Raw genomic sequence first — 18,910 nt, 5'->3', positions numbered from 1 at the left:
GACTCACGTCGCTCCTACAGCAATACCGCCACAATCGCGCATCCTTCCAGGCGGCCTCCTGCCCATGAGCACACCTGCCCCACCCGACGCCCCCGCCGCCCCCGTTCCACCGCCATCCCGTCCCCGCGCCTCCACGCCGATGCTGGTGCTGGCCACGCTGGCGGTCGGCTACACGCTGTGGGCCGCGCAGGACCTGCTGCTGCCGGTGCTGCTGGCGATGTTCTTCGCGCTGGTCGGCAATCCCATCATCCGCGTGCTGCGCAGGATCTACGTCCCGCGTTCGCTCGGCGCGCTGGTCGTGCTGCTCGGCGGCATGGCGGTCACCGGCCTGCTGGCGCAGAAGATGCTGCCCTCGGCGATGGAATGGGCGCAGCAGGCGCCGCGCGAGATGCGCCAGCTGGCGCCCAAGCTGCGCGAACTGACCAAGCCGGTGCAGGACGCGAACAAGGCCGCCGAGAACTTCGCCCGCGCCGCCGCCGGCGGACAGACCGGCCGCCAGCCGCAGATGGTGCAGGCCACCCCGGACGATCCCTACGGCAAGCTGCTGGCCACCCCGCGCGTGCTGGCCTCGCTGCTGGCGGTGGTGCTGCTGACGTTCTTCTTCATGGTCTACGGCGAGAACCTGCAGCGCAACGCGATCGCACTGCTGCCCGGGCGGCAGCAGAAGAAGTTCACCGTCGAGATCCTGCATTCGATCGAGCGCGAGGTGTCGCGCTACGTGCTGACCATCAGCATCATCAACACGGTGGTGGGCCTGGTGTTCGCCGGCGTGCTGTACCTGCTGGGGCTGCCGCTGGCCGAGGCGCTGCTGTGGGGCACGATGGCGGCGCTGCTGAACTTCGCGCCCTATGTGGGGCCGCTGATCGGGATGGTGGCGATGCTGCTGGTGGGCTTTGTCAGTTTCGAGCAGCCGCTGCAGTCGATGCTGCCGGCGATCGCCTACCTGGTGCTGCACACGATCGAAGGCCAGATCGTCACCCCGATCATCCTGGGCCGGCGCATGGCACTGTCGCCGCTGATCCTGATCCTGGCGCTGATGCTGTTCGGCTGGCTGTGGGGAATCATCGGACTGCTGCTGGCGGTGCCGCTGCTGGTATGCGTGAAGCTGGTGCTGGCGCGGGTGGAGGGGATGGAAGGCTGGGCGCGGTTGCTGGAGTGATCGCGGCGTCTTGAGCCCCTCTCCCTGCGGGAGAGGGGTTGGGGAGAGGGCCAACGAAGCCCGTTTCTTCGATCCGCCCGTAGTCGGCACCACATCCGCCATGACGTTTCGCTTACCCCGCGCGCTCAAGCCCCTCTCCCCGCGGGAGAGGGGTTGGGGTGAGGGCCAACGAAGTCCGCACCTGCTTCGATCCGTAAGCAGTCAGCACCACATCCGCGACAGGCTCTGCTTTTGATGGCCTGGCGGGAGGCGCTTTCCATGTCTTGAGCATGGTGCCGCTCGCCGCGGGGGCCCTACTTGACCAGCCATTCGGCTGTTGAAAAGCGCTTCTTTGCTTGTGCAAAGAAAGAATCAAAGAAACACCCCCCAGGCGGCACGCCCTGCGCTTCGCGCAGGGTCCGCGAGCGGGCCGGGAATTTTCGTAAGGCACATCCATGTGCCATACGAAAACGCCGCCCATCCGGGACGGCGCCCTTCGGGTTTTACCCGGCCCACTCGCCGTGCCTCATGGGGACCCCGAAACACAGGAGCGACAGCACAGCAGGTCGCGCGCGCGGACCCGTCGGCTTTGGCTCTTGGGCCCCCTGAGGTCCGGCAGTCACGGCGGGTAAAACCCCGTAGGGGCGGCGCACAGGACGTGCGCCGTTTTCGTATGGGCCAGGATGGCCCTTACGAAAATTCCCGCCGGGACTGCGTACCCGCTGCTTGCGGCGGGCGGACCGCCGGGGTGTGCTTTCTTTTGCCTACTTTTCTTTGCACAAGCAAAGAAAAGTAGGGCCTCCGCGGCGAGCGGCGCCATGTACCCGACAAGAAAGTCCCCATCGCAAGTCCATGGAACCCAAATCCATAGCGGATGCCGGAAACACCATGGAGAGCGAAGACATGGACTTCGTTGGCCCTCACCCCAACCCCTCTCCCGCAGGGAGAGGGGCTCAACACGGAGCGCTCAGGGCGTACCGCATGGCGCATGCTTCTTTGGTTCCTCTCTTTGCACGAGCAAAGAAGTGCTTTTCAATAGCCGTATGGCTGGTAAAGGGACGCCCCCGCGGCGAGCGGCACCATATGCCCGACAAGAAAGTCCCTACCGCAAGGCCATCAGAAGCAAAAAGCTGCGGCGGATGTGCTGCCGACTACGGGCGAATCGAAGGCATGGGCTCCGTTGGCCCTCTCCCCAACCCCTCTCCCGCAGGGAGAGGGGCTCAACACGGAGCGCTCAGGGCGTACCGCATGGCGCATGCTTCTTTGGTTCCTCTCTTTGCACGAGCAACGACGTGCTGCTCGACAGCCGAATGGCCGGTCAAGGGACGCCCTCGCAGCAAGGGGCGCCCTCTTGTCCGACAGGAAAAACCATCCGCAAGCCCTCGGGCCAAAGCGCCATCCTGCATGTGGCGGCAACTCGGGAGGCCTCGAGGCACCCAGTTCGTTGACCCTCACCCCCAGCTCTCTTCCGCAGGGAGAGGGGCTTGACCCGCGCCCAGTGACGGGACTGCCCGCCGCCCGGGTGTAAAATCGCGACGATGAGCTTCCCCGTCCGCGCCATCACCCTCGATCTCGACGACACCCTCTGGCCGTTCGCCCCCATCGGCGCACGCATCGAGCGCGTCCTCGACGACTGGCTGCGCCAGCACAGCCCCGCCACCGCTGCGATGTTCCCGGTCGAACGCATGCGCGCCGTGCGCGACGACGTCTTCGCCGCCCATCCGCAGTACAAGCACGACCTCAGCCGCCTGCGGCGGATGACGCTGGAACACGCGCTGCGCGAGAGCGGCGCCGACATGGCGCTGCTGGAGCCCGCGTACGAGACCTTCCATGCCGCACGCAACCAGGTGGAGTACTACCCGGACGCGCTGGACGCGCTGCAGCGCATCGCCGCGCGCCTGCCGGTGGCAGCGGTGACCAACGGCAACGCCGACCTGCAGCGGATCGGGCTGGGCCATCTGTTCGTCCATCAGGTGCATTCGCGCGAGCACGGCGTGGCCAAGCCGGAGCCGGCGCTGTTCCACGTGGCCTGCGACCTGCTGGGCGTACCGCCCGGCGACGTGCTGCATGTCGGCGACCACATCGAGATGGATATCGTGGGCGCGGCGAACGCCGGCTTGCGCAGTTGCTGGATCAACCGCCCGGAAGACCACGACGGCACACCCCGGGCATGGCCGCACGATGCCCTGCGTCCCGATCTGGAATTCGCCACCCTCACCGCGCTGGCCGACTGGCTGGACGCGCACCCCGACTTCGCCACGGAACCCGCCACCGCATGAGCGCTGCCCTCGCCTATACCGATTCTTCCGCCCATGCGCGTCCGCTGCATGTACTGGAACGCGCGCAGCTGGCCGCATGGCGCACCACGCAGTCGGCGGCGGTCAACGCCTGGATCGACGCACAGAACTTCACCGCCTCGCCCGGATCGCTGCTCGCGCTGCCGGGCGAAGATGGTCTGGCCGGCGCGGTGATCGGGATCGGCGATGCGCTGGATCCGTATGCCTACGCGCATGCGCCGTTCGGCCTGCCGGCGGGCGACTGGCAGCTCGCCACCGATCTGTCCGCCGATGCACGCACCGCGCTGCAACTCGGCTGGGGCCTGGGGAGCTACCGCTTCGACCGCTACAAGCAGCCGCCGCGCAAGCCGGCGCGGCTGGTGCTGCCGCAGGCCGATGCCGAAGCACTGGACCTGCTCGCCGCCAGCCTGCAAGTGCGCGACCTGGTCAACACGCCGACCGAGCACATGGGGCCGGATGAACTAGAAGCGGCTGTGCGCGCGTTGGCCGCCACGCACGGCGCAGACGTGGAGGTGATCGCCGGCGACGCGCTGCTGGCGCAGAACTTCCCCGCCATCCACGCGGTGGGCCGCGCCTCGCACCGTGCGCCGCGACTGATCGCGCTGCGCTGGGGCGACGCATCGCAACCGCATGTCGCGCTGGTCGGCAAGGGCGTGTGCTTCGACACCGGCGGCCTGGACATCAAGCCGGCCGACGGCATGCGCAACATGAAAAAAGACATGGGCGGCGCCGCGCATGCCATCGCGCTGGCGCAGCTGGTGATGGCGCGCGCGCTGCCGGTGCGGTTGACGCTGCTGGTGCCGGCGGTGGAGAACGCGATCGGTCCCAACGCGTTCCGCCCCGGCGAAGTGATCGCCACGCGCAAGGGCGTCAGCGTCGAGATCGACAACACCGATGCCGAAGGCCGGGTGATCCTGTGCGATGCGCTGACCTATGCCGGCGAACAGGCGCCCGACCTGCTGCTGGATTTCGCCACGCTGACCGGCGCCGCACGCATCGCGCTGGGCCCTGACCTGCCGGCGCTGTTCGCCAACGACGACGCCGTGGCCAACGACTGGATCGCCGCCGGCGAGCGCGTGCGCGACCCGGTCTGGCGCATGCCGCTGTGGCGGCCGTACCTGCGCTACCTCACCAGCGGCATCGCCGACCTGGCCAACGCCGGCTCGCGCATGGCCGGTGCCGTCACCGCCGCGCTGTATCTCGAACGCTTCGTCCCGGACGGCATGCCGTGGGCGCACCTGGACGTGTACGCGTGGAACGACAGCGACCGCGCCGGCCGTCCCGCCGGCGGCGAGGCGCTGGCCCTGCGTAGCGCCTACGCGATGCTGAAGGCGCGCTACGGCGGTTGAGGTTGCCGTGTCTTCGCCTGTGGGAGCGACGTAAGTCGCGATCGCACGTCATCCGGCCCCGGATGTCCTGACGTAAGCGTGCAACTTCCAGGCATCGTGCGCCGACCGTTCGCGACTTACGTCGCTCCCACAGTCGACCTTCCGCAGTCACCACGCCTGGCTACAACCACCCCCGCTGCCGCGCCATCCGGTACGCCTCGATGCGATTGGCCACGCCCAGCTTGCCGATCGCTTCGGACAGGTAATTTCGCACCGTGCCCTGCGAGAGGTTCAGCTGCCTGGCGATGTCGCCGGCCGACTGGCCCTCGCCGGCCAATCGCAGCACCTGGCGTTCGCGGTCGTTGAGCGGGTCGGCGTCGGACCAGGCTTCCAGGGCGAGTTGGGGATCGATGGCGCGGCCGCCGCGATGCACCTTGCGCAGCGCCTCGGCCAGGTCTTCGGCCGGCGCGTCCTTCAACAGGTAGCCGGCCACGCCGGCATCGAGCGCGCGGCGCAGGAAGCCGCCGCGCGCGAACGTGGTGACGATGACGACCTTGCAAGGCAGTTCATGCCGCTGGATGCGCTGCGCCAGCTCCAGCCCGCTGAGACCGGGCATCTCGATGTCGGTCACCAGCAGGTCGGGCTTCAGGCGCTGCAGCTCGCGCCACGCGGTTTCGCCATCGGGCGCGCTGCCGACCACCTCGATGTCGCTCTCCATGCCCAGCAGCGCGGTGAGCGCGCCACGCACCATGGCCTGGTCTTCGGCAAGCAGCACGCGGATCATCGGAAGGCCGGAAAGGAAGGATCGGGTGACACGCTAGCAAATCATGCCGGCTCGTGGGAGACGTCTCGCCCATGCCCCGCAACGAAGCGGGCGAGTACCGATGTGGGAGCGACGTGAGTCGCGACACATGACGTCGGCGTCCTTGCACTTCGCCACGTATCGACGCATCAGAACCATCCGGAATGCTGCCATCGCGACTTACGTCGCTCCCACACCGTTTTCCGCAGTTGTCGTCTGCGGATCGAGGGACGCCTCCTCCCGCGACGGCAACGGAAGCGTGATCTCCACGCAGGTACCCTGCCGCAGCGTGGAGTCGATGCGCAGGCGGCCGCCGCGCGACTCGACCCGCTCGCGCATGCCGGACAGGCCATTGCCGGGCACCGCCGCGCTGCCGACGCCGTTGTCGCGGATGCGCAGCTGCACGTGGTCACCGGTCGATGTCAGCGACACCTCCGCCAGCGTGGCGCGGGCATGGCGCTGGATGTTGGTGACCGCTTCGCGCAAGGCCAGGGCGAGCACGGTTTCCAGATCAGGGGGCACGACCACTTCGTGCGCGTCGTAGCGCAGGGTGACGCCGTCGGACTCAAGCAGCAGCTTCGCCGACGCCAGTTCGGCCGCCAGCCCGGCGGCGCGGATGCCGGTGACCGCACGGCGCACCTGCGCCAGCGCATCGCGGGCGACGCGACTGACGTCGACGATCTCGTTGCGGGCGGCCTGCGGATCGCGCTCGATCAACCGGCCCGCCAGATCGGACTTCAACGCCACCAGCGACAGCGTGTGGCCGAGCAGGTCGTGCAGGTCGCGGCCGATGCGCTCGCGCTCGGCCAGGGCGGCCAGCCGCCGGACTTCCTCGTGCGAGAGCTTCAGCTCGGCGCGCTTGCGCACGGTTTCGGACTGGAAGTAGTTGCCGGTGAACACCGCCACCGAGATGATCGCGGTCAGCACCGGTACGAACACCGGAAACGCCAGCCACGACGACAGCGCGTAGTAGGCGCCCAGCAATGCCGCCAGCGCCAACAGCCGCGTCCACAGCGCGCCCGGCAGCAGCGCGACGAACGCAGCCGCATAGATGATGTAGGTGTTGGAGAACGCATTGGACGCCATCAGGCCGTAGCCGAGCGCGGCGATGCCGAACGTGCACAGCACCCGGGTCATCGCGCTGCCGCGGTAGGCGAGGAAGTACATCGGCAGGAACACCACGATCGACGCCAGCGTCGGCCACAGGCGCCACTGCAGGCGGCCACCCCAGTCGCCCCCGGACGGCACCAGCACCGGCATGAACAGGAACAGCAGGTAGCCCAGCAGCAGCACCGGCATCCAGCCCAGGCCCAGCGCCTCCGGCACCAGGGCATCGCGCAGGCGGGTGGCCGTGCGCAGCAGCGGGGAAGAAGACAGGCTCATCGAGGACTCCTTGTAGCGGCAGGCCGGTTCATTGCACCAGCCGACGGCGGGCCAGCAGGAAGAACACCGCCGTGACCACGAGCAGGACAGCGAGGTGGACCCACAACGGACCGTCGACGTCGACGCCGACGATGGCCTGCGCGATCTGCGCCAGATGATACGCCGGCCATGCAGGCGCCATCGACTGCAGGAACGACGGCAGCATGTGCAGCGGCACCCACAGCCCCGACAGGAAGGCCATCGGCAGGTAGATCAGGTTGATCACGGCCGGCGCACCGCGTCCGCTCACCCGCGTGCCCAGCCACAGGCCGAGCGCACTGAAGGGCAGCACGCCCACCAGGCAGCTCGCCACCAGCGCCAGCCACTGCAGTGCCGACAGCCGCACGCCGGCCACGCCGATCGCCAGCGCGCCGAGCAGCAACAGGATGATGGCGCCGAACAGCACCGCCATCGCCATCTTCGCCACGAGGTACGCGCCCGGCGGCATCGGCTGCGCGCGCTTCAGCGTCAGCAGGCCCTGTTCGCGGTCCAGCGCCACGGTCACGCCGAAGCCGAACAGCGCCACGCCCATCACGCCGAACACGCTGTAGCCGGCCAGCAGATAGGTCGCTGCGGCAGGCCCGCCCTTGCCGCCCAGCAGCACGCCGAATAGCAGGTAGAACACCGGCGGAAACAGCAGGCATGGCACCGAGAACGAGGGCGTGCGCAGCAGGCGCAGGAACTCATAACGCGCTTCCAGCAGGTAGGCGCGCGTGGAGGAGAACGGAACGGGGGAGACGGCGTCCATCAGGCGGCTTCCTTCTGCGTGGCATCACGGGTGAGGGCGAGGAAGGCATCGGCCAGGCCGGCGCGCTGCACTTCCAGATCGGACAACGCGGCGTCTTCGGCCAGCAGGCGGCGTACGACAGGCTCGGCGGCCTCGGCCACGATCTCCAGCCGCTCACCGTCGCGTTGTGCGAGCTGTACGCCCGGCCAGCCCTGCACCAGGGCCGCGGGCAGTGCGCTGGTGCAGCGGATGCGGCGTTGCGCGACGGTCGCGCGGATCTGCGCCACCGAGCCTTCCGCGATCACGCGCCCGTGGTTGACCACCACCACGCGGTCGGCCAGCGCTTCGGCTTCTTCCAGATAGTGGGTGGTCAACAGCACCGCGCAGCCCTGCGCACGCAGTTCGCGGATCGCCTTCCACAACGTCTGCCGCGCATCGATGTCGAGCCCGGTGGTGGGTTCGTCGAGGAACAGCAGCTCGGGCCGGCCGCAGACGGCCATCGCGAACTGCACCCGTCGCTGCTGGCCACCGGAGAGCTGACCGTAGCGACGCGCCATCAGGCCATCGAGCCCGGCCAAGGCCACCAGATCCGCCACACTGCGCGGCTGCGGGTAGTAGCTGCGCGTCAGGTCGATCAGCTCGCGCACCTTCAGCGTGTCCGGGATGGCGGCGCTCTGCAGCATCACCCCGGCGCGGCGACGTGCCGGCAGCGATTGCGGCGGCAGGCCGAACAGTTCGGCGGTGCCGGCATCGGCGCGCTGCAGGCCGAGCAGCAGGCTGATGGCCGTGGACTTGCCGGCGCCGTTCGGGCCGAGCAGTGCCAGCACCTGGCCGGCAGGCAGCACCAGGTCCAGGCCATCCAGCGCCAGCGTCTTGCCGTAGTGGTGGCGGACGCCGCGCAGGCGGGCCAGCGGTGTGGAGGAAGGAAGTGAGGTGTTCATGCGAGGCTCTCGCCGGAGGGTGCCGCCATCCTGCCCCTCCCCGCGTGGCGTGATGAGTGCGGCCTCTCAGGCGAATCAGGTGACAGGTGTCACTGGGCTGCGGACCGCCGTTGGCCCAGGATGCGTCCCATGGCAGGCCGCGGCCGGCCATCGCCGCACGAAGTGACTTCCGGCAACTAGGCTTCCGTTACTCTTGCTGGTCACACTTCCCCGCATTCACCGTCTGGATACGCATGAACACGTCTGCCGACCTGCTGAAGGAACTCCGCATCGACCGCAAGGCGCCGCCGCCCGCGCCGCCATCGCGTCGTGGCCTGTGGATCACGCTGGGCGTGGTGGTCGTGCTGCTGGCGCTGGCGGCCGCCGCGTGGGCACTGCTCGGCCGCGAGAAGCCGCTGGAAGTCCGCACCGCGCCGACGGTGGCGCTGGGCAACGGCGGTGCCGCGGCCTCGGTGCTGGACGCTTCCGGCTATGTGGTCGCCCGACGCATGGCCACGGTGTCGGCCAAGATCACCGGCAAGGTGCGCGAGGTGCTGATCGAGGAAGGCATGAAGGTCGAAGCGGGACAGGTGATGGCCACGCTGGACCCGGTCGACGCCGACGCCAGCCGTGCGCTGTCGCAGGCGCAGGTCGAATCGGCGCGCTCGCAGGTGGCCAACGTACAGGCGCAGCTGACCGATGCCGAGGCCAACGCACGTCGGCTGTCCACGCTGGTGGAGCAGCAGCTGGTGGCGCGCTCGCAGTACGACCAGGCGATCGCCGGCCGCGATGCCCTGCGCGCGCAGCTGCAGGCCGCGCAGCGCAACGTCACCGTCGCCAGTCGCAGCCTGGACATCTCCGACAACGGCGTGGACAACACCATCGTGCGTGCGCCGTTCGCCGGCGTGGTGATCGCCAAGGCCGCGCAGCCGGGCGAGATCGTGTCGCCGCTGGCGACCGGCGGCTTCACCCGCACCGGCATCGGCACCATCGTCGACATGGAATCGCTGGAAGTAGAAGTGGAGGTCAACGAGTCCTTCATCGGCCGCGTGCAGCCGAAGATGCCGATCCAGGCCACGCTCAACGCCTATCCCGACTGGCAGATCCCCGGCGAAGTCATCGCCATCATCCCCACCGCCGACCGCAGCAAGGCGACGGTGAAGGTACGCGTGGCGCTGGGCCAGAAGGACCCGCGCATCGTGCCGGACATGGGCGTGCGGGTGAGCTTCCTGGAAGCCGCCAAACCGCAGCAGGCCGAGCAGCCCAAGGGCGTGCGCGCACCGGGTGCCGCCGTGGTCGAACGCGAGGGCGCGCAGGTGGCCTTCGTGGTCGGCGACGACGACACCGTGCAGCAGCGCCGCCTGACGGTGGCCGGCAAGCTGGGCGACGACATGCAGGTCACTGACGGACTGCAGGCCGGCGAAACCGTCGTGCTGGATCCGCCTACCGAACTGAAGGACGGCGCCAAGGTCGTGCTGGCCGACGACGCCGAGTAAGCCCCGCCGAAACGGCGCGCGTGAGAAAACCCACGCTGCGACGAATCACCGGGGAGTGGCTGGTCGCTTTCGCTCTTGCTTGACGGGGCCCCTTGAGGTCCGGCTGGCACGGCAGGTCAAACCCCGCAGGGGCGGCTCACAGGAAGTGCGCCGTTTCCGGATGACACAGGACGTGTCTTCCGGAAATTCCTGCCGGGACTGCGAACCCGCCACGTGTGGCGGGCGGACCGCCGGGGTGTGCTTTCTTTGCTTACTTTCTTTGCACAAGCAAAGAAAGTAAGGCCTCCGCGGCGGGCGGCACCAAGACGACTCGCCGTATCGGCAAGACAGCAGTACGCACCAACCACGTCCAGCGAACCACCACCGTGTCGAAAGCCTGTTTCCCGCTTCGTCGCACGAAAGACTTCGCAAGATCCATCGATCAGGCCAGACCCCGTGCCGATCGTCCGCAATGCTCACCGCCCCGCCTGCGCCACCTCCCGACTCGCAACGAAGGAACACGCCCATGTCCTCCCTGGTTTCCATCCGCAACCTCACCAAGACCTACCAGCGCGGCCCCGAGAAGGTGCAGGTGCTGCACGGCATCGACCTGGACATCCCGCACGGCGACTTCGTCGCGCTGATGGGGCCGTCCGGATCGGGCAAGACCACGCTGCTCAACCTGATCGGCGGGCTGGACACGCCCAGCGGCGGCGAGATCGAGATCGAGGGCCAGCGCATCGACCAGATGAACGATGGCCAGCTGGCGCACTGGCGCAGCTCGCATGTCGGCTTCGTGTTCCAGTTCTACAACCTGATGCCCACGCTGACCGCGCAGCGCAATGTCGAACTGCCGCTGCTGCTGACCAAGCTCGGCGGCGCGCAGCGCAAGCGCAACGCGGAGATCGCGCTGCAGCTGGTGGGCCTGGCCGACCGCAAGTCGCACCGTCCCAATGAACTCTCCGGTGGCCAGCAGCAGCGCGTGGCCATCGCCCGCGCCATCGTCTCCGACCCGACCTTCCTGATCTGCGACGAACCGACCGGCGACCTCGACCGGCATTCGGCCGAGGAGATCCTCAACCTGCTGCAGATGCTCAACAAGGAACATGGCAAGACCATCATCATGGTCACGCACGATCCGAAAGCGGCCGAATACGCCACCCACACCATCCACCTGGACAAGGGCGAACTGGCCGATGCCCCGGCCGGCGCGCACTGACCGGAGGCGACCATGAAATATTTCTCGCTGATATGGTCGGCGCTGTTCCGCAGCAAGACGCGGACACTGCTGACCCTGCTCTCGGTGGTGGCGGCCTTCCTGCTGTTCGGCCTGCTCGACTCGGTACGCGTGGCGTTCAACTCCGGCGGCAGCGTGGCCGGTGCGGACCGCCTGGTGGTCGCGTCGCGGCTGTCGATCACGCAGATGCTGCCGTACAGCCTGTCGGCCCGCATCGACGCCACGCCGGGAGTCAAGAAGAGTGCGTACGCCGCGTGGTTCGGCGGCATCTACAAGGATCCGAAGAACTTCTTCCCCAACTTCTCGGTCGGTCCCGGCTACATGGAGATGTACCCGGAATACATCATCGATCCGGCGCAGCTGAAGGCCTGGGAAGCCGACCGCACCGGCGCCATCGTCGGCGAGAACCTGGCCAGGCGCTTCGGCTGGAAGATCGGCGACACCATCCCGTTGCAGGCGACCATCTTCCCGCAGAAGGATGGCAGCAACGCCTGGCCACTGACGCTGCGCGGCACCTTCAAGCTGGCCGACAGCAAGCGCAAGGGCGAGGAGAACCAGCTGCTGTTCCACTGGAAGTACTTCGACGAGGCCAACCAGTACGTCAACGGCCAGATCGGCTGGTACATGGTGAAGCTGGACAACGTGAACCACGCCACCCGCGTGGCCAACGCCATCGATGCGATCTCGGCCAACTCCGCGCACGAGACCAAAACCCAGACCGAGCAGGCCTTCAACCAGTCCTTCGCCAAGCAGTTCGCCGACATCGGCCTGATCGTTACCGCGATCATGGCGGCGGTGTTCTTCACCCTGCTGCTTCTGACCGGCAACACCATGGCGCAGGCGGTACGCGAGCGCGTCCCGGAGCTCGCCGTGTTGAAGACGCTGGGCTTCACCAACGGCACCGTGCTGGTGCTCGTGCTGGTCGAATCGGTGCTGCTGATCGTACTCGGCGGCGTGCTCGGCATGCTGATCGCGTCGGCACTCATCCCGGTGGTCAGCGGCGCCAGCAACGGCATGATCGCGCTGCCGTCCATCCCGGCGCAGACCTGGGGCGTGGGGTTGGGACTGATGGTCGCGATCGGACTGATCGTCGGCGCGCTGCCGGCGACCCGCGCGATGCGATTGAAGATCGTCGATGCATTGGCCGGCCGCTGACAGGAGACATGACATGAAGAAGCAATGGTTGGGCAATCTCATCTCCATCGTCGCGCTGGTCGTCGGACTCGGCGTGTGGATCGTGCTGCCGTGGTTCGCGGTGCTGGGTATCGCGGTGGCGCTGGTGCTGTGGCTGCTCCTCACCCGCAGTGGGCGCCTGTCGCTGGAGGCCGCAAAGATCGGCATCGCCAGCCTGCCGCAGCGGTGGGGTGCGTCGTCGGTCATCGTGGTCGGCATCGCCGGCGTTGTCGGCGTGCTGGTGGCGATGCTGGCGATGGGCGAAGGCTTTTCCGCCACCCTCAAGCAGACCGGCGGCGAAGACACCGCCATCGTGTTGCGCGGCGGTTCGCAGGCGGAGACGAATTCCGTCATCAGTCGCGACCAGGTACCGCTGATCTCCACCCTGGCCGGCGTGGCCAAGGGTCCGGACGGCCGGGCCCTGCTGTCGCCGGAGCTCTCGCAGATCGTCAACCTGCCGACCGCCAGCACCGGCGAGGATGCCAACGCGCAGTTCCGTGGCGTCAGCGAGGCGGCGTGGGCGATCCGTCCGCAGGTGAAACTGGTCGAAGGACGCAAGTTCAACGTCGGCGTGCGCGAGATCGTGGTCGGCCAGGGCGCGAAGGGGCAGTACCGCGGCCTCGACATCGGCAAGACGCTGCGGCTCGGCAACCAGGAATGGACGGTGGTCGGCGTGTTCGCCTCCGGCGACGCGCACGACTCGGAGCTGTGGACGGACATCGACACGCTGTCGTCCGCCTACGACCGCCGCGCCTACCAGTCGGTGACCGTGCGTACCGAAGGCAAGGCGGGCTTCGACCAGTTCAAGCAGGCGATGGAGAACGACCCGCGTCTGAAGCTGGACGTGCTGACCACGCGCGACTACTACACCAAGCAGTCCACCGGCCTGAACACGCTGATCAAGGTGCTCGGGACCGTCATCGGCACCATCATGGCGATCGGCGCGGTGTTCGGCGCGCTCAACACCATGTATGCGGCCGTCGCGGGGCGTGCGCGCGAGATCGCCACCATGCGCGCCATCGGCTTCCGCGGCCTGCCGGTGGTGATGGCGGTGATGCTGGAGACGATGCTGCTGGCCCTGCTCGGCGGGGTGCTGGGCGGACTGATCGCCTGGGTGGTGTTCAACGGCTACAGCGTGGCCACGCTGGGCAGCAACTTCAGCCAGGTGGTGTTCCAGTTCAAGGTCACGCCGGAGCTGTTGTGGAGCGGCCTGAAGTGGGCGCTCGGCATCGGCCTGGTCGGTGGCCTGTTCCCGGCATTGCGGGCGGCGCGGTTGCCGATCACGCAGGCACTGCGCGCGATCTGAGATGGATCAACGAGGCGCCGGCGGATGCCGGCGCCTTGTCGCGTTCAAGGATCCAGCCATCCCTTCGCGATGGCCGCCGCGATATCGTCCAGCACATCGATATCGTGCGCCAGGTCGGGCGCTTCGCAGGCGATGACGTCCGCGCCAGCCGCGTTGAGTGCATCGCGCAGTCCACGATCTCCCTGCACGGCCAGTGCCGCGCGCAGCATCGTCGCAGCGACGACGGCGGGAATACCGACGCGATCACCGAGACGCGTCGCCGCGGATCCCGACGATGCCCGACGGGAGGCCTCCAGCAACGCCAGAAGATGGGCGACCTCCAGCGCGGGTTGATCGCAGGTCAGCAGCAGGGTCGCCTCTGCGTGCGTGGCAAGCGCCTCGGCGGCGACGCGCACGCTCCCGGCCAGACCCGCGCGCCATTGCGCGTTGACCACGCATTCCACGGGCAGGTCATTCACTGCACGGGTGACGTCATCCGCCTGCGCCCCGACGACCACCAGCACGCGCGCAGCACCGGACGCCAACGCCAGTCGCGCCGCGCGATGCACCAGTGTTTCATCCTCGCGCGTCAGCAGTTGCTTCGGACGTCCCAACCGCGTGCTGCCACCGGCCGCCAGCACGACCGCCGCGTGCGAACTACTCACGCCGGCTCGCCGTGATGCCAGGCCTGCAGCTGCGCAGCGATGCTCAGCGCGATGGCTTCCGGTCCCTGCCCGCCCAGCTTCAAGCCGATCGGCGAACGCAGCCGCGGCAGCAATGCGCCGTGCAGCGCGGAAGGAATCACCCGCAGCAGGTCTTCGCGCCGCCGCACCGGACCGAGCAGGCCGATGAAGGGGATGGCCGACGGCGTCAGCGCCACCAGGGCTTCGCGGTCGTATTCGAAATGGTGGTGCATCACCAGCGCGGCATCCGGCGCAGGATGAAGGCTGCGCAATGCGTCCTCGGGCGCCTGCATCAGCCACACATCGGCCACCTCCTCGGCAGGAATCCAGCGCGCACGCCGTTCCACCACGGTGACATGCCAGCCGAGCTGGCGCAGCGACGCCACCAGCATGCGGGTCTCGGGACCGCCGCCGAAGATCGCGACGCGCGGCGGTGGCGGCACCGTCACCTCGCCCGCCACGTCGACCATGGCCGACGCCGCGACGGGCAGTGTCCATGCATGGTCGACCTCGCCCGCACGCGCCGCCACACCACCGTCGGCCGACAGCCGCAGCGACAGCGGACCGGCACCCCGCCACCACGCCTGCACCACCTGCGACCAGCCGGGCAGCCGATCCAGCGGCAGCAGCGCCAGGTGCAGGCGGCCGCGACAGCCGACCGCCGAACCGGCCAGCAGGTCTTCGTCATCGCGCGTGTCGATGTCCATCGCATCCAGATGCCCGGCCGCCACCGCGTGCCGTGCGCGGCGCGCGATCTCCGGCTCCAGGCAACCGCCGCTGAGCCAGCCGGTCTGCGTATCGTCGGCGGCGAACACGGCCATCGCGCCCTGCCGCACGTACGTCGAGCCCTCGGTGGCGACGACGACGACCAGCGCGGCGCCGTCGCCGGCCTCGCTGGCGCGCGCGGAAACTTCCAGTGGATGGCGATGGACCGACATGCGCACCACGATGGCGCAAGCACGGGGCCGAAGGCAACGCCTCGCTTGCGCGTCGGGGCATCGGGCAAGCATCGCGCAGGATCATGCAAGCCGCCGCGCACGGTTTCACTGGCAGGCCACGCGGCCACGGAGTATCGTCGCCAGGTCCCACGCCGCCGCCAGGAGACCCCATGAAGTTGAACGTCAATGGATCGGAGCGCGACGTCGACGCGCCCGACGACATGCCGCTGCTCTGGGTCCTGCGCGACCTGATGGGCCTCACCGGCACCAAGTTCGGCTGCGGCATCGCGCAGTGCGGCGCCTGCACCGTGCACGTCGATGGCTCGCCGTTGCGCGCCTGCGTGACGCCCGCCTCCGCCGTCGCCGGCAAGAAGATCACCACCATCGAAGGCCTGTCGGCCGACGGCTCGCATCCCGTGCAGAAGGCATGGGCCGAGCTGGACGTGGTGCAGTGCGGCTACTGCCAGTCCGGGCAGATCATGTCGGCCGCCGCGTTGCTGGCCGTGGTGCCTGCGCCGACCGACAACGACATCGACCACGCCCTCTCCGGCAACCTCTGCCGCTGCGGCACCTACCAGCGCATCCGCGCTGCCGTGCACCGCGCCGCGGAAATCGGCAAAGCCTGATTCCACTTCGCTGCGGCATGTGCTGCCGCGGCTCCGATCCGATGTTCGACGGAGGTTGTGTCCGTGAACCTTGAACTGAAATCCTCGCGCCGTGGCTTCCTGCGTTCGACCGCCCTGGTCGGCGGCGGACTGGTCGTAGCCATCGCCGTTCCCGGCGCCCGCCGCTTCGCCTGGGCCCAGGAGGCGCAGCCGGCGAGCGCCGCCGCATTCGCACCGAATGCCTTCCTGCGCATCGCCGCCGACGACTCGATCACCGTGCTGCTCGCGCATGCCGAGATGGGCCAGGGCATCTGGACCACGCTGCCGATGCTGATCGCCGAAGAATTGGATGCCGACTGGTCGAAGATCCGGGTCGAACACGGCCCGGCCGACAAGGCCTATACCAGCCCGGTGTTCGGCATGCAGGGCACCGGCGGCTCGACCACCACGTGGTCCGAGTTCGACCGCTACCGCCAGGCCGGCGCCGTCGCGCGCAACCTGCTGCTGCAGGCCGCCGCGGCGCGCCTCAACGTGCCGCTCGCCGACCTGCGCACCGAGAACGGCGCCGTGGTGTCCGGCACGCAGCGCCTGCGCTACGGCGAGCTTGCCGATGCCGCCGGCAAGCTGCCGCCGCCCGATCCGAAGACACTGACGCTGCGCGACCCCAAGGACTGGAAGCTCATCGGCAAGGCGACCAAGCGCCTGGATACGCCGGAGAAGATCACCGGCAAGGCCGTGTTCGGCATGGACGTGCAGTTCGAGGGCCTGCTGACCGCCGTGGTGCTGCGCTCGCCGGTGTTCGGCGGCACGGTGAAATCGTTCGATGCCACCGCAGCGCGTGCCGTGCCCGGCGTACGCGATGTGGTGCAGGTGCCCAGCGGCGTTGCCGTGGTGGCCGAACACTTCTGGGCGGCCAAGCTCGGACGCGATGCGCTGCAGGTGGTGTGGGAAGCCGGCGAAGGCGCCACGCTGGACAGCGCGACGCTGCGGCAGCAGTTCTCGCAACTCGCCACCGAGGACGGCCCCACCGCCATACGCGCCGGCGATGTCGTCGCCGAGCTCAGCAAGGCCGCCAAGACCGTCGATGCCGAGTACGCCGTGCCCTACCTCGCCCACGCGGCGATGGAACCGCTGAACTGCACCGTCAAGATCGCCGACGGCGAGTGCGACATCTGGTGCGGCACGCAGTTCCCGACGCTGGACCAGAACAGCACCGCCAGGATCCTCGGCATTCCGCCGGAGAACATCCGCATCCACACGCCGTTCCTCGGCGGCGGCTTCGGTCGCCGCGCCACGCCCGATTCCGACGTGGTGTCCGAGGCGGTCCACGTCGCCAAGGCGGCGAAGGCCCCGGTCAAGACCGTGTGGACGCGCGAGGACGACACGCGTGGCGGCTACTACCGTTCGGCCTTCGTCGAGAAGATCAAGGTCGGCCTGGGCGAGGACGGCCTGCCTAAGGCGTGGCACCAGGTGATGGTGGGCCAGTCGATCATGGCCGGCACCTTCATGGAGGCGATGATGGTCAAGGACGGCATCGATGCCACCTCGACCGAAGGTGTCGCCAATTCACCGTACGTGCTGGGCACGCCGGCGCACCGCGTCGACCTGCATTCGCCGAAGACCGGCATTCCCGTGTTGTGGTGGCGCTCGGTGGGCCACAGCGCCAACGGCTTCGTCATGGAAGGTTTCGTCGACGAACTGGCGCACGCGGCTGGCAAGGACCCGGTGGAGTACCGTCGCACCCTGCTGAAGGACCATCCGCGCCACCTTGCCGCGCTGAATCTGGCGGCGGAGAAGGCCGGCTGGTCGTCGCCGTCCCCGGAAGGACGCGGACGCGGCATCGCCGTGCACGAGTCGTTCGGCAGCTACGTCGCGCAGGTGGCCGAGGTCTCGGTCGAGGACGGTCAGATCCGCGTGCACCGCGTGGTCTGCGCGATCGACTGCGGCGTGGCGGTCAATCCGTCCGCCGTGGAGGCGCAGATGGAGTCCGGCATCGTGTTCGGCCTGGGCGCCACCCTGCATGGCACGCTCACGCTGAAGGAAGGTCAGGTGCAGGAATCCAACTACCACGACTACCGCGTGCTGCGCATGCACGAGATGCCGAAGATCGAGGTCCACATTGTGCCCAGCACCGAGAAGATGGGCGGCGTGGGCGAACCCGGCACGCCGCCGATCGCACCGGCCGTGGCCAATGCGGTGTTCGCCCTGACCGGGCAGCGCCTGCGCGAGCTGCCGTTGCGGCTGCCGGTCGCCTCCGCCACCCCCACGCCGACCGCCTGAGGAGACCGCCATGCGCATCGCCCTGATGTCCCTGACCGTACTCCTGCTGACCGCCTGCGGCCCCCGCATCAGCGAGGAACAGAAAGCACAGGCGCTGACCGCCTTCGCCACCGTGGAGAAGGTGTTCCAGCACCCGCGCTGCAGCAACTGCCATATCCCGGGCGATGCCCCGCTGCAGTTCGATGCGCAGACACCGCACGCGATGAACGTGGCGCGCGGGCCGGACGGCAAGGGCGCGCCCGGCCTGCCCTGTTCCACCTGCCATGCCGAACAGAACGCGCCTGCCAGCTACGGCCCGCACGCACCGCCGGGCGCACCGCACTGGCAGCTGCCGCCGCCTGACCAGAAGATGGCCTGGATCGGCCTGCCGGCCGACCAGCTGTGCGCGATGATCCAGGACAAGAAGCGCAACGGCGACCGCGACTTCGACGCCCTGCTCAAGCACGTGGCGGAAGACAAGCTGGTGTTGTGGGGCTGGAATCCCGGCGGCGAACGCGCCCCGGTGCCGGTGCCGCACGACCAGTTCGTCGCCGCGTTCAAGACCTGGGCCGACGCCGGCGGCCCCTGCCCCGCGCCCGCTGCGCAAGGCTGACGCAAGCG

Annotated in this window: 16 protein-coding genes; 10 read left to right on the top strand and 6 right to left on the bottom strand. The window is 68.6% G+C overall.

Annotated features, from left to right (window positions below):
* Positions 1 to 64: 64 nt before the first annotated feature.
* The 3 genes from ASD77_RS08135 (at position 65) to ASD77_RS08125 (ending at position 4,784) form a co-directional block, all read left to right on the top strand.
* The gene (locus tag ASD77_RS08135) at positions 65 to 1,159 is read left to right on the top strand and encodes an AI-2E family transporter (protein WP_055939798.1); all 1,095 of its coding nucleotides are present in this window, start codon (positions 65 to 67) and stop codon (positions 1,157 to 1,159) included.
* Positions 1,160 to 2,676: 1,517 nt separating this feature from the next.
* Positions 2,677 to 3,417 carry an HAD-IA family hydrolase gene (locus ASD77_RS08130; RefSeq protein ID WP_055939796.1) on the top strand — a complete coding sequence of 247 codons (741 nt, stop codon included), beginning with the start codon at positions 2,677 to 2,679 and terminating at the stop codon, positions 3,415 to 3,417.
* Entirely contained in the window at positions 3,414 to 4,784 is a 1,371-nt protein-coding gene (locus ASD77_RS08125) for a leucyl aminopeptidase family protein (RefSeq protein WP_055939794.1), read from the top strand. Before ASD77_RS08130 ends, ASD77_RS08125 begins: the two co-directional genes overlap by 4 nt.
* Positions 4,785 to 4,944: 160 nt before the next feature.
* Here the strand turns inward: ASD77_RS08125 and ASD77_RS08120 are convergent, their stop codons facing one another.
* The 4 genes from ASD77_RS08120 to ASD77_RS08105 all read right to left on the bottom strand — a co-directional run bounded on the left by ASD77_RS08120 (position 4,945) and on the right by ASD77_RS08105 (position 8,655).
* Positions 4,945 to 5,547, bottom strand: coding sequence for a response regulator transcription factor (locus ASD77_RS08120; RefSeq protein WP_055939792.1), 603 nt, complete (start codon positions 5,545 to 5,547; stop codon positions 4,945 to 4,947).
* Positions 5,548 to 5,745: 198 nt separating this feature from the next.
* Complete coding sequence (locus ASD77_RS18660) at positions 5,746 to 6,948, bottom strand: sensor histidine kinase (protein ID WP_055939790.1); 1,203 nt, start codon at positions 6,946 to 6,948, stop codon at positions 5,746 to 5,748.
* Between the two features lie 28 nt (positions 6,949 to 6,976).
* Positions 6,977 to 7,735 carry an ABC transporter permease gene (locus ASD77_RS08110; protein ID WP_055939788.1) on the bottom strand — a complete coding sequence of 253 codons (759 nt, stop codon included), beginning with the start codon at positions 7,733 to 7,735 and terminating at the stop codon, positions 6,977 to 6,979.
* Complete coding sequence (locus ASD77_RS08105) at positions 7,735 to 8,655, bottom strand: ABC transporter ATP-binding protein (protein ID WP_055939786.1); 921 nt, start codon at positions 8,653 to 8,655, stop codon at positions 7,735 to 7,737. Before ASD77_RS08105 ends, ASD77_RS08110 begins: the two co-directional genes overlap by 1 nt.
* Positions 8,656 to 8,888: 233 nt before the next feature.
* Between ASD77_RS08105 and ASD77_RS08100 the strand changes: the two genes are divergently transcribed.
* The 4 genes from ASD77_RS08100 (at position 8,889) to ASD77_RS08085 (ending at position 13,825) form a co-directional block, all read left to right on the top strand.
* Positions 8,889 to 10,130 carry an efflux RND transporter periplasmic adaptor subunit gene (locus ASD77_RS08100; protein ID WP_055939784.1) on the top strand — a complete coding sequence of 414 codons (1,242 nt, stop codon included), beginning with the start codon at positions 8,889 to 8,891 and terminating at the stop codon, positions 10,128 to 10,130.
* 505 nt (positions 10,131 to 10,635) lie between these two features.
* Positions 10,636 to 11,328 (top strand): ABC transporter ATP-binding protein, encoded by a 693-nt coding sequence (locus ASD77_RS08095; protein ID WP_055939782.1) that lies wholly within the window; start codon positions 10,636 to 10,638, stop codon positions 11,326 to 11,328.
* Between the two features lie 12 nt (positions 11,329 to 11,340).
* Positions 11,341 to 12,501, top strand: a complete 1,161-nt coding sequence (locus ASD77_RS08090; protein WP_055939779.1) for an FtsX-like permease family protein — start codon at positions 11,341 to 11,343, stop codon at positions 12,499 to 12,501.
* Between the two features lie 13 nt (positions 12,502 to 12,514).
* On the top strand, positions 12,515 to 13,825 hold the full coding sequence (locus tag ASD77_RS08085; RefSeq protein ID WP_055939776.1) for an ABC transporter permease: 1,311 nt from the start codon (positions 12,515 to 12,517) through the stop codon (positions 13,823 to 13,825).
* 44 nt (positions 13,826 to 13,869) lie between these two features.
* On the opposite strand, the gene ASD77_RS08080 is transcribed toward ASD77_RS08085, so the two are convergent.
* Positions 13,870 to 14,469: a nucleotidyltransferase family protein gene (locus ASD77_RS08080; RefSeq protein ID WP_235578495.1), complete on the bottom strand. Its 600-nt coding sequence runs from the start codon at positions 14,467 to 14,469 to the stop codon at positions 13,870 to 13,872.
* Complete coding sequence (locus ASD77_RS08075; RefSeq protein WP_055939774.1) at positions 14,466 to 15,425, bottom strand: XdhC/CoxI family protein; 960 nt, start codon at positions 15,423 to 15,425, stop codon at positions 14,466 to 14,468. Before ASD77_RS08075 ends, ASD77_RS08080 begins: the two co-directional genes overlap by 4 nt.
* 170 nt (positions 15,426 to 15,595) lie before the next feature.
* Here ASD77_RS08075 and ASD77_RS08070 point away from each other — a divergent pair, with 170 nt between their 5' ends.
* The 3 genes from ASD77_RS08070 (at position 15,596) to ASD77_RS08060 (ending at position 18,902) form a co-directional block, all read left to right on the top strand.
* Positions 15,596 to 16,051 (top strand): (2Fe-2S)-binding protein, encoded by a 456-nt coding sequence (locus tag ASD77_RS08070; protein ID WP_055939772.1) that lies wholly within the window; start codon positions 15,596 to 15,598, stop codon positions 16,049 to 16,051.
* Between the two features lie 63 nt (positions 16,052 to 16,114).
* Positions 16,115 to 18,310 (top strand): xanthine dehydrogenase family protein molybdopterin-binding subunit, encoded by a 2,196-nt coding sequence (locus tag ASD77_RS08065; protein ID WP_156383519.1) that lies wholly within the window; start codon positions 16,115 to 16,117, stop codon positions 18,308 to 18,310.
* A gap of 10 nt (positions 18,311 to 18,320) precedes the next feature.
* Positions 18,321 to 18,902 (top strand): hypothetical protein, encoded by a 582-nt coding sequence (locus ASD77_RS08060; protein ID WP_055939768.1) that lies wholly within the window; start codon positions 18,321 to 18,323, stop codon positions 18,900 to 18,902.
* Positions 18,903 to 18,910 lie beyond the last annotated feature (8 nt).

This window comes from Pseudoxanthomonas sp. Root65 (genome assembly GCF_001427635.1).
GTDB lineage: Bacteria > Pseudomonadota > Gammaproteobacteria > Xanthomonadales > Xanthomonadaceae > Pseudoxanthomonas_A.
This window is presented reverse-complemented; position numbering and strand designations above follow the sequence as displayed.

What these genes read in the sequence shown, in the direction of transcription:
- ASD77_RS08135 (WP_055939798.1), top strand. Translation starts at nt 65, where the DNA reads ATGAGCACACCTGCCCCACCCGACGCCCCCGCCGCCCCCGTTCCACCG.
- ASD77_RS08130 (WP_055939796.1), top strand. Translation starts at nt 2,677, where the DNA reads ATGAGCTTCCCCGTCCGCGCCATCACCCTCGATCTCGACGACACCCTC.
- ASD77_RS08125 (WP_055939794.1), top strand. Translation starts at nt 3,414, where the DNA reads ATGAGCGCTGCCCTCGCCTATACCGATTCTTCCGCCCATGCGCGTCCG.
- ASD77_RS08120 (WP_055939792.1), bottom strand. Translation starts at nt 5,547, where the DNA reads ATGATCCGCGTGCTGCTTGCCGAAGACCAGGCCATGGTGCGTGGCGCG.
- ASD77_RS18660 (WP_055939790.1), bottom strand. Translation starts at nt 6,948, where the DNA reads ATGAGCCTGTCTTCTTCCCCGCTGCTGCGCACGGCCACCCGCCTGCGC.
- ASD77_RS08110 (WP_055939788.1), bottom strand. Translation starts at nt 7,735, where the DNA reads ATGGACGCCGTCTCCCCCGTTCCGTTCTCCTCCACGCGCGCCTACCTG.
- ASD77_RS08105 (WP_055939786.1), bottom strand. Translation starts at nt 8,655, where the DNA reads ATGAACACCTCACTTCCTTCCTCCACACCGCTGGCCCGCCTGCGCGGC.
- ASD77_RS08100 (WP_055939784.1), top strand. Translation starts at nt 8,889, where the DNA reads ATGAACACGTCTGCCGACCTGCTGAAGGAACTCCGCATCGACCGCAAG.
- ASD77_RS08095 (WP_055939782.1), top strand. Translation starts at nt 10,636, where the DNA reads ATGTCCTCCCTGGTTTCCATCCGCAACCTCACCAAGACCTACCAGCGC.
- ASD77_RS08090 (WP_055939779.1), top strand. Translation starts at nt 11,341, where the DNA reads ATGAAATATTTCTCGCTGATATGGTCGGCGCTGTTCCGCAGCAAGACG.
- ASD77_RS08085 (WP_055939776.1), top strand. Translation starts at nt 12,515, where the DNA reads ATGAAGAAGCAATGGTTGGGCAATCTCATCTCCATCGTCGCGCTGGTC.
- ASD77_RS08075 (WP_055939774.1), bottom strand. Translation starts at nt 15,425, where the DNA reads ATGTCGGTCCATCGCCATCCACTGGAAGTTTCCGCGCGCGCCAGCGAG.
- ASD77_RS08070 (WP_055939772.1), top strand. Translation starts at nt 15,596, where the DNA reads ATGAAGTTGAACGTCAATGGATCGGAGCGCGACGTCGACGCGCCCGAC.
- ASD77_RS08060 (WP_055939768.1), top strand. Translation starts at nt 18,321, where the DNA reads ATGCGCATCGCCCTGATGTCCCTGACCGTACTCCTGCTGACCGCCTGC.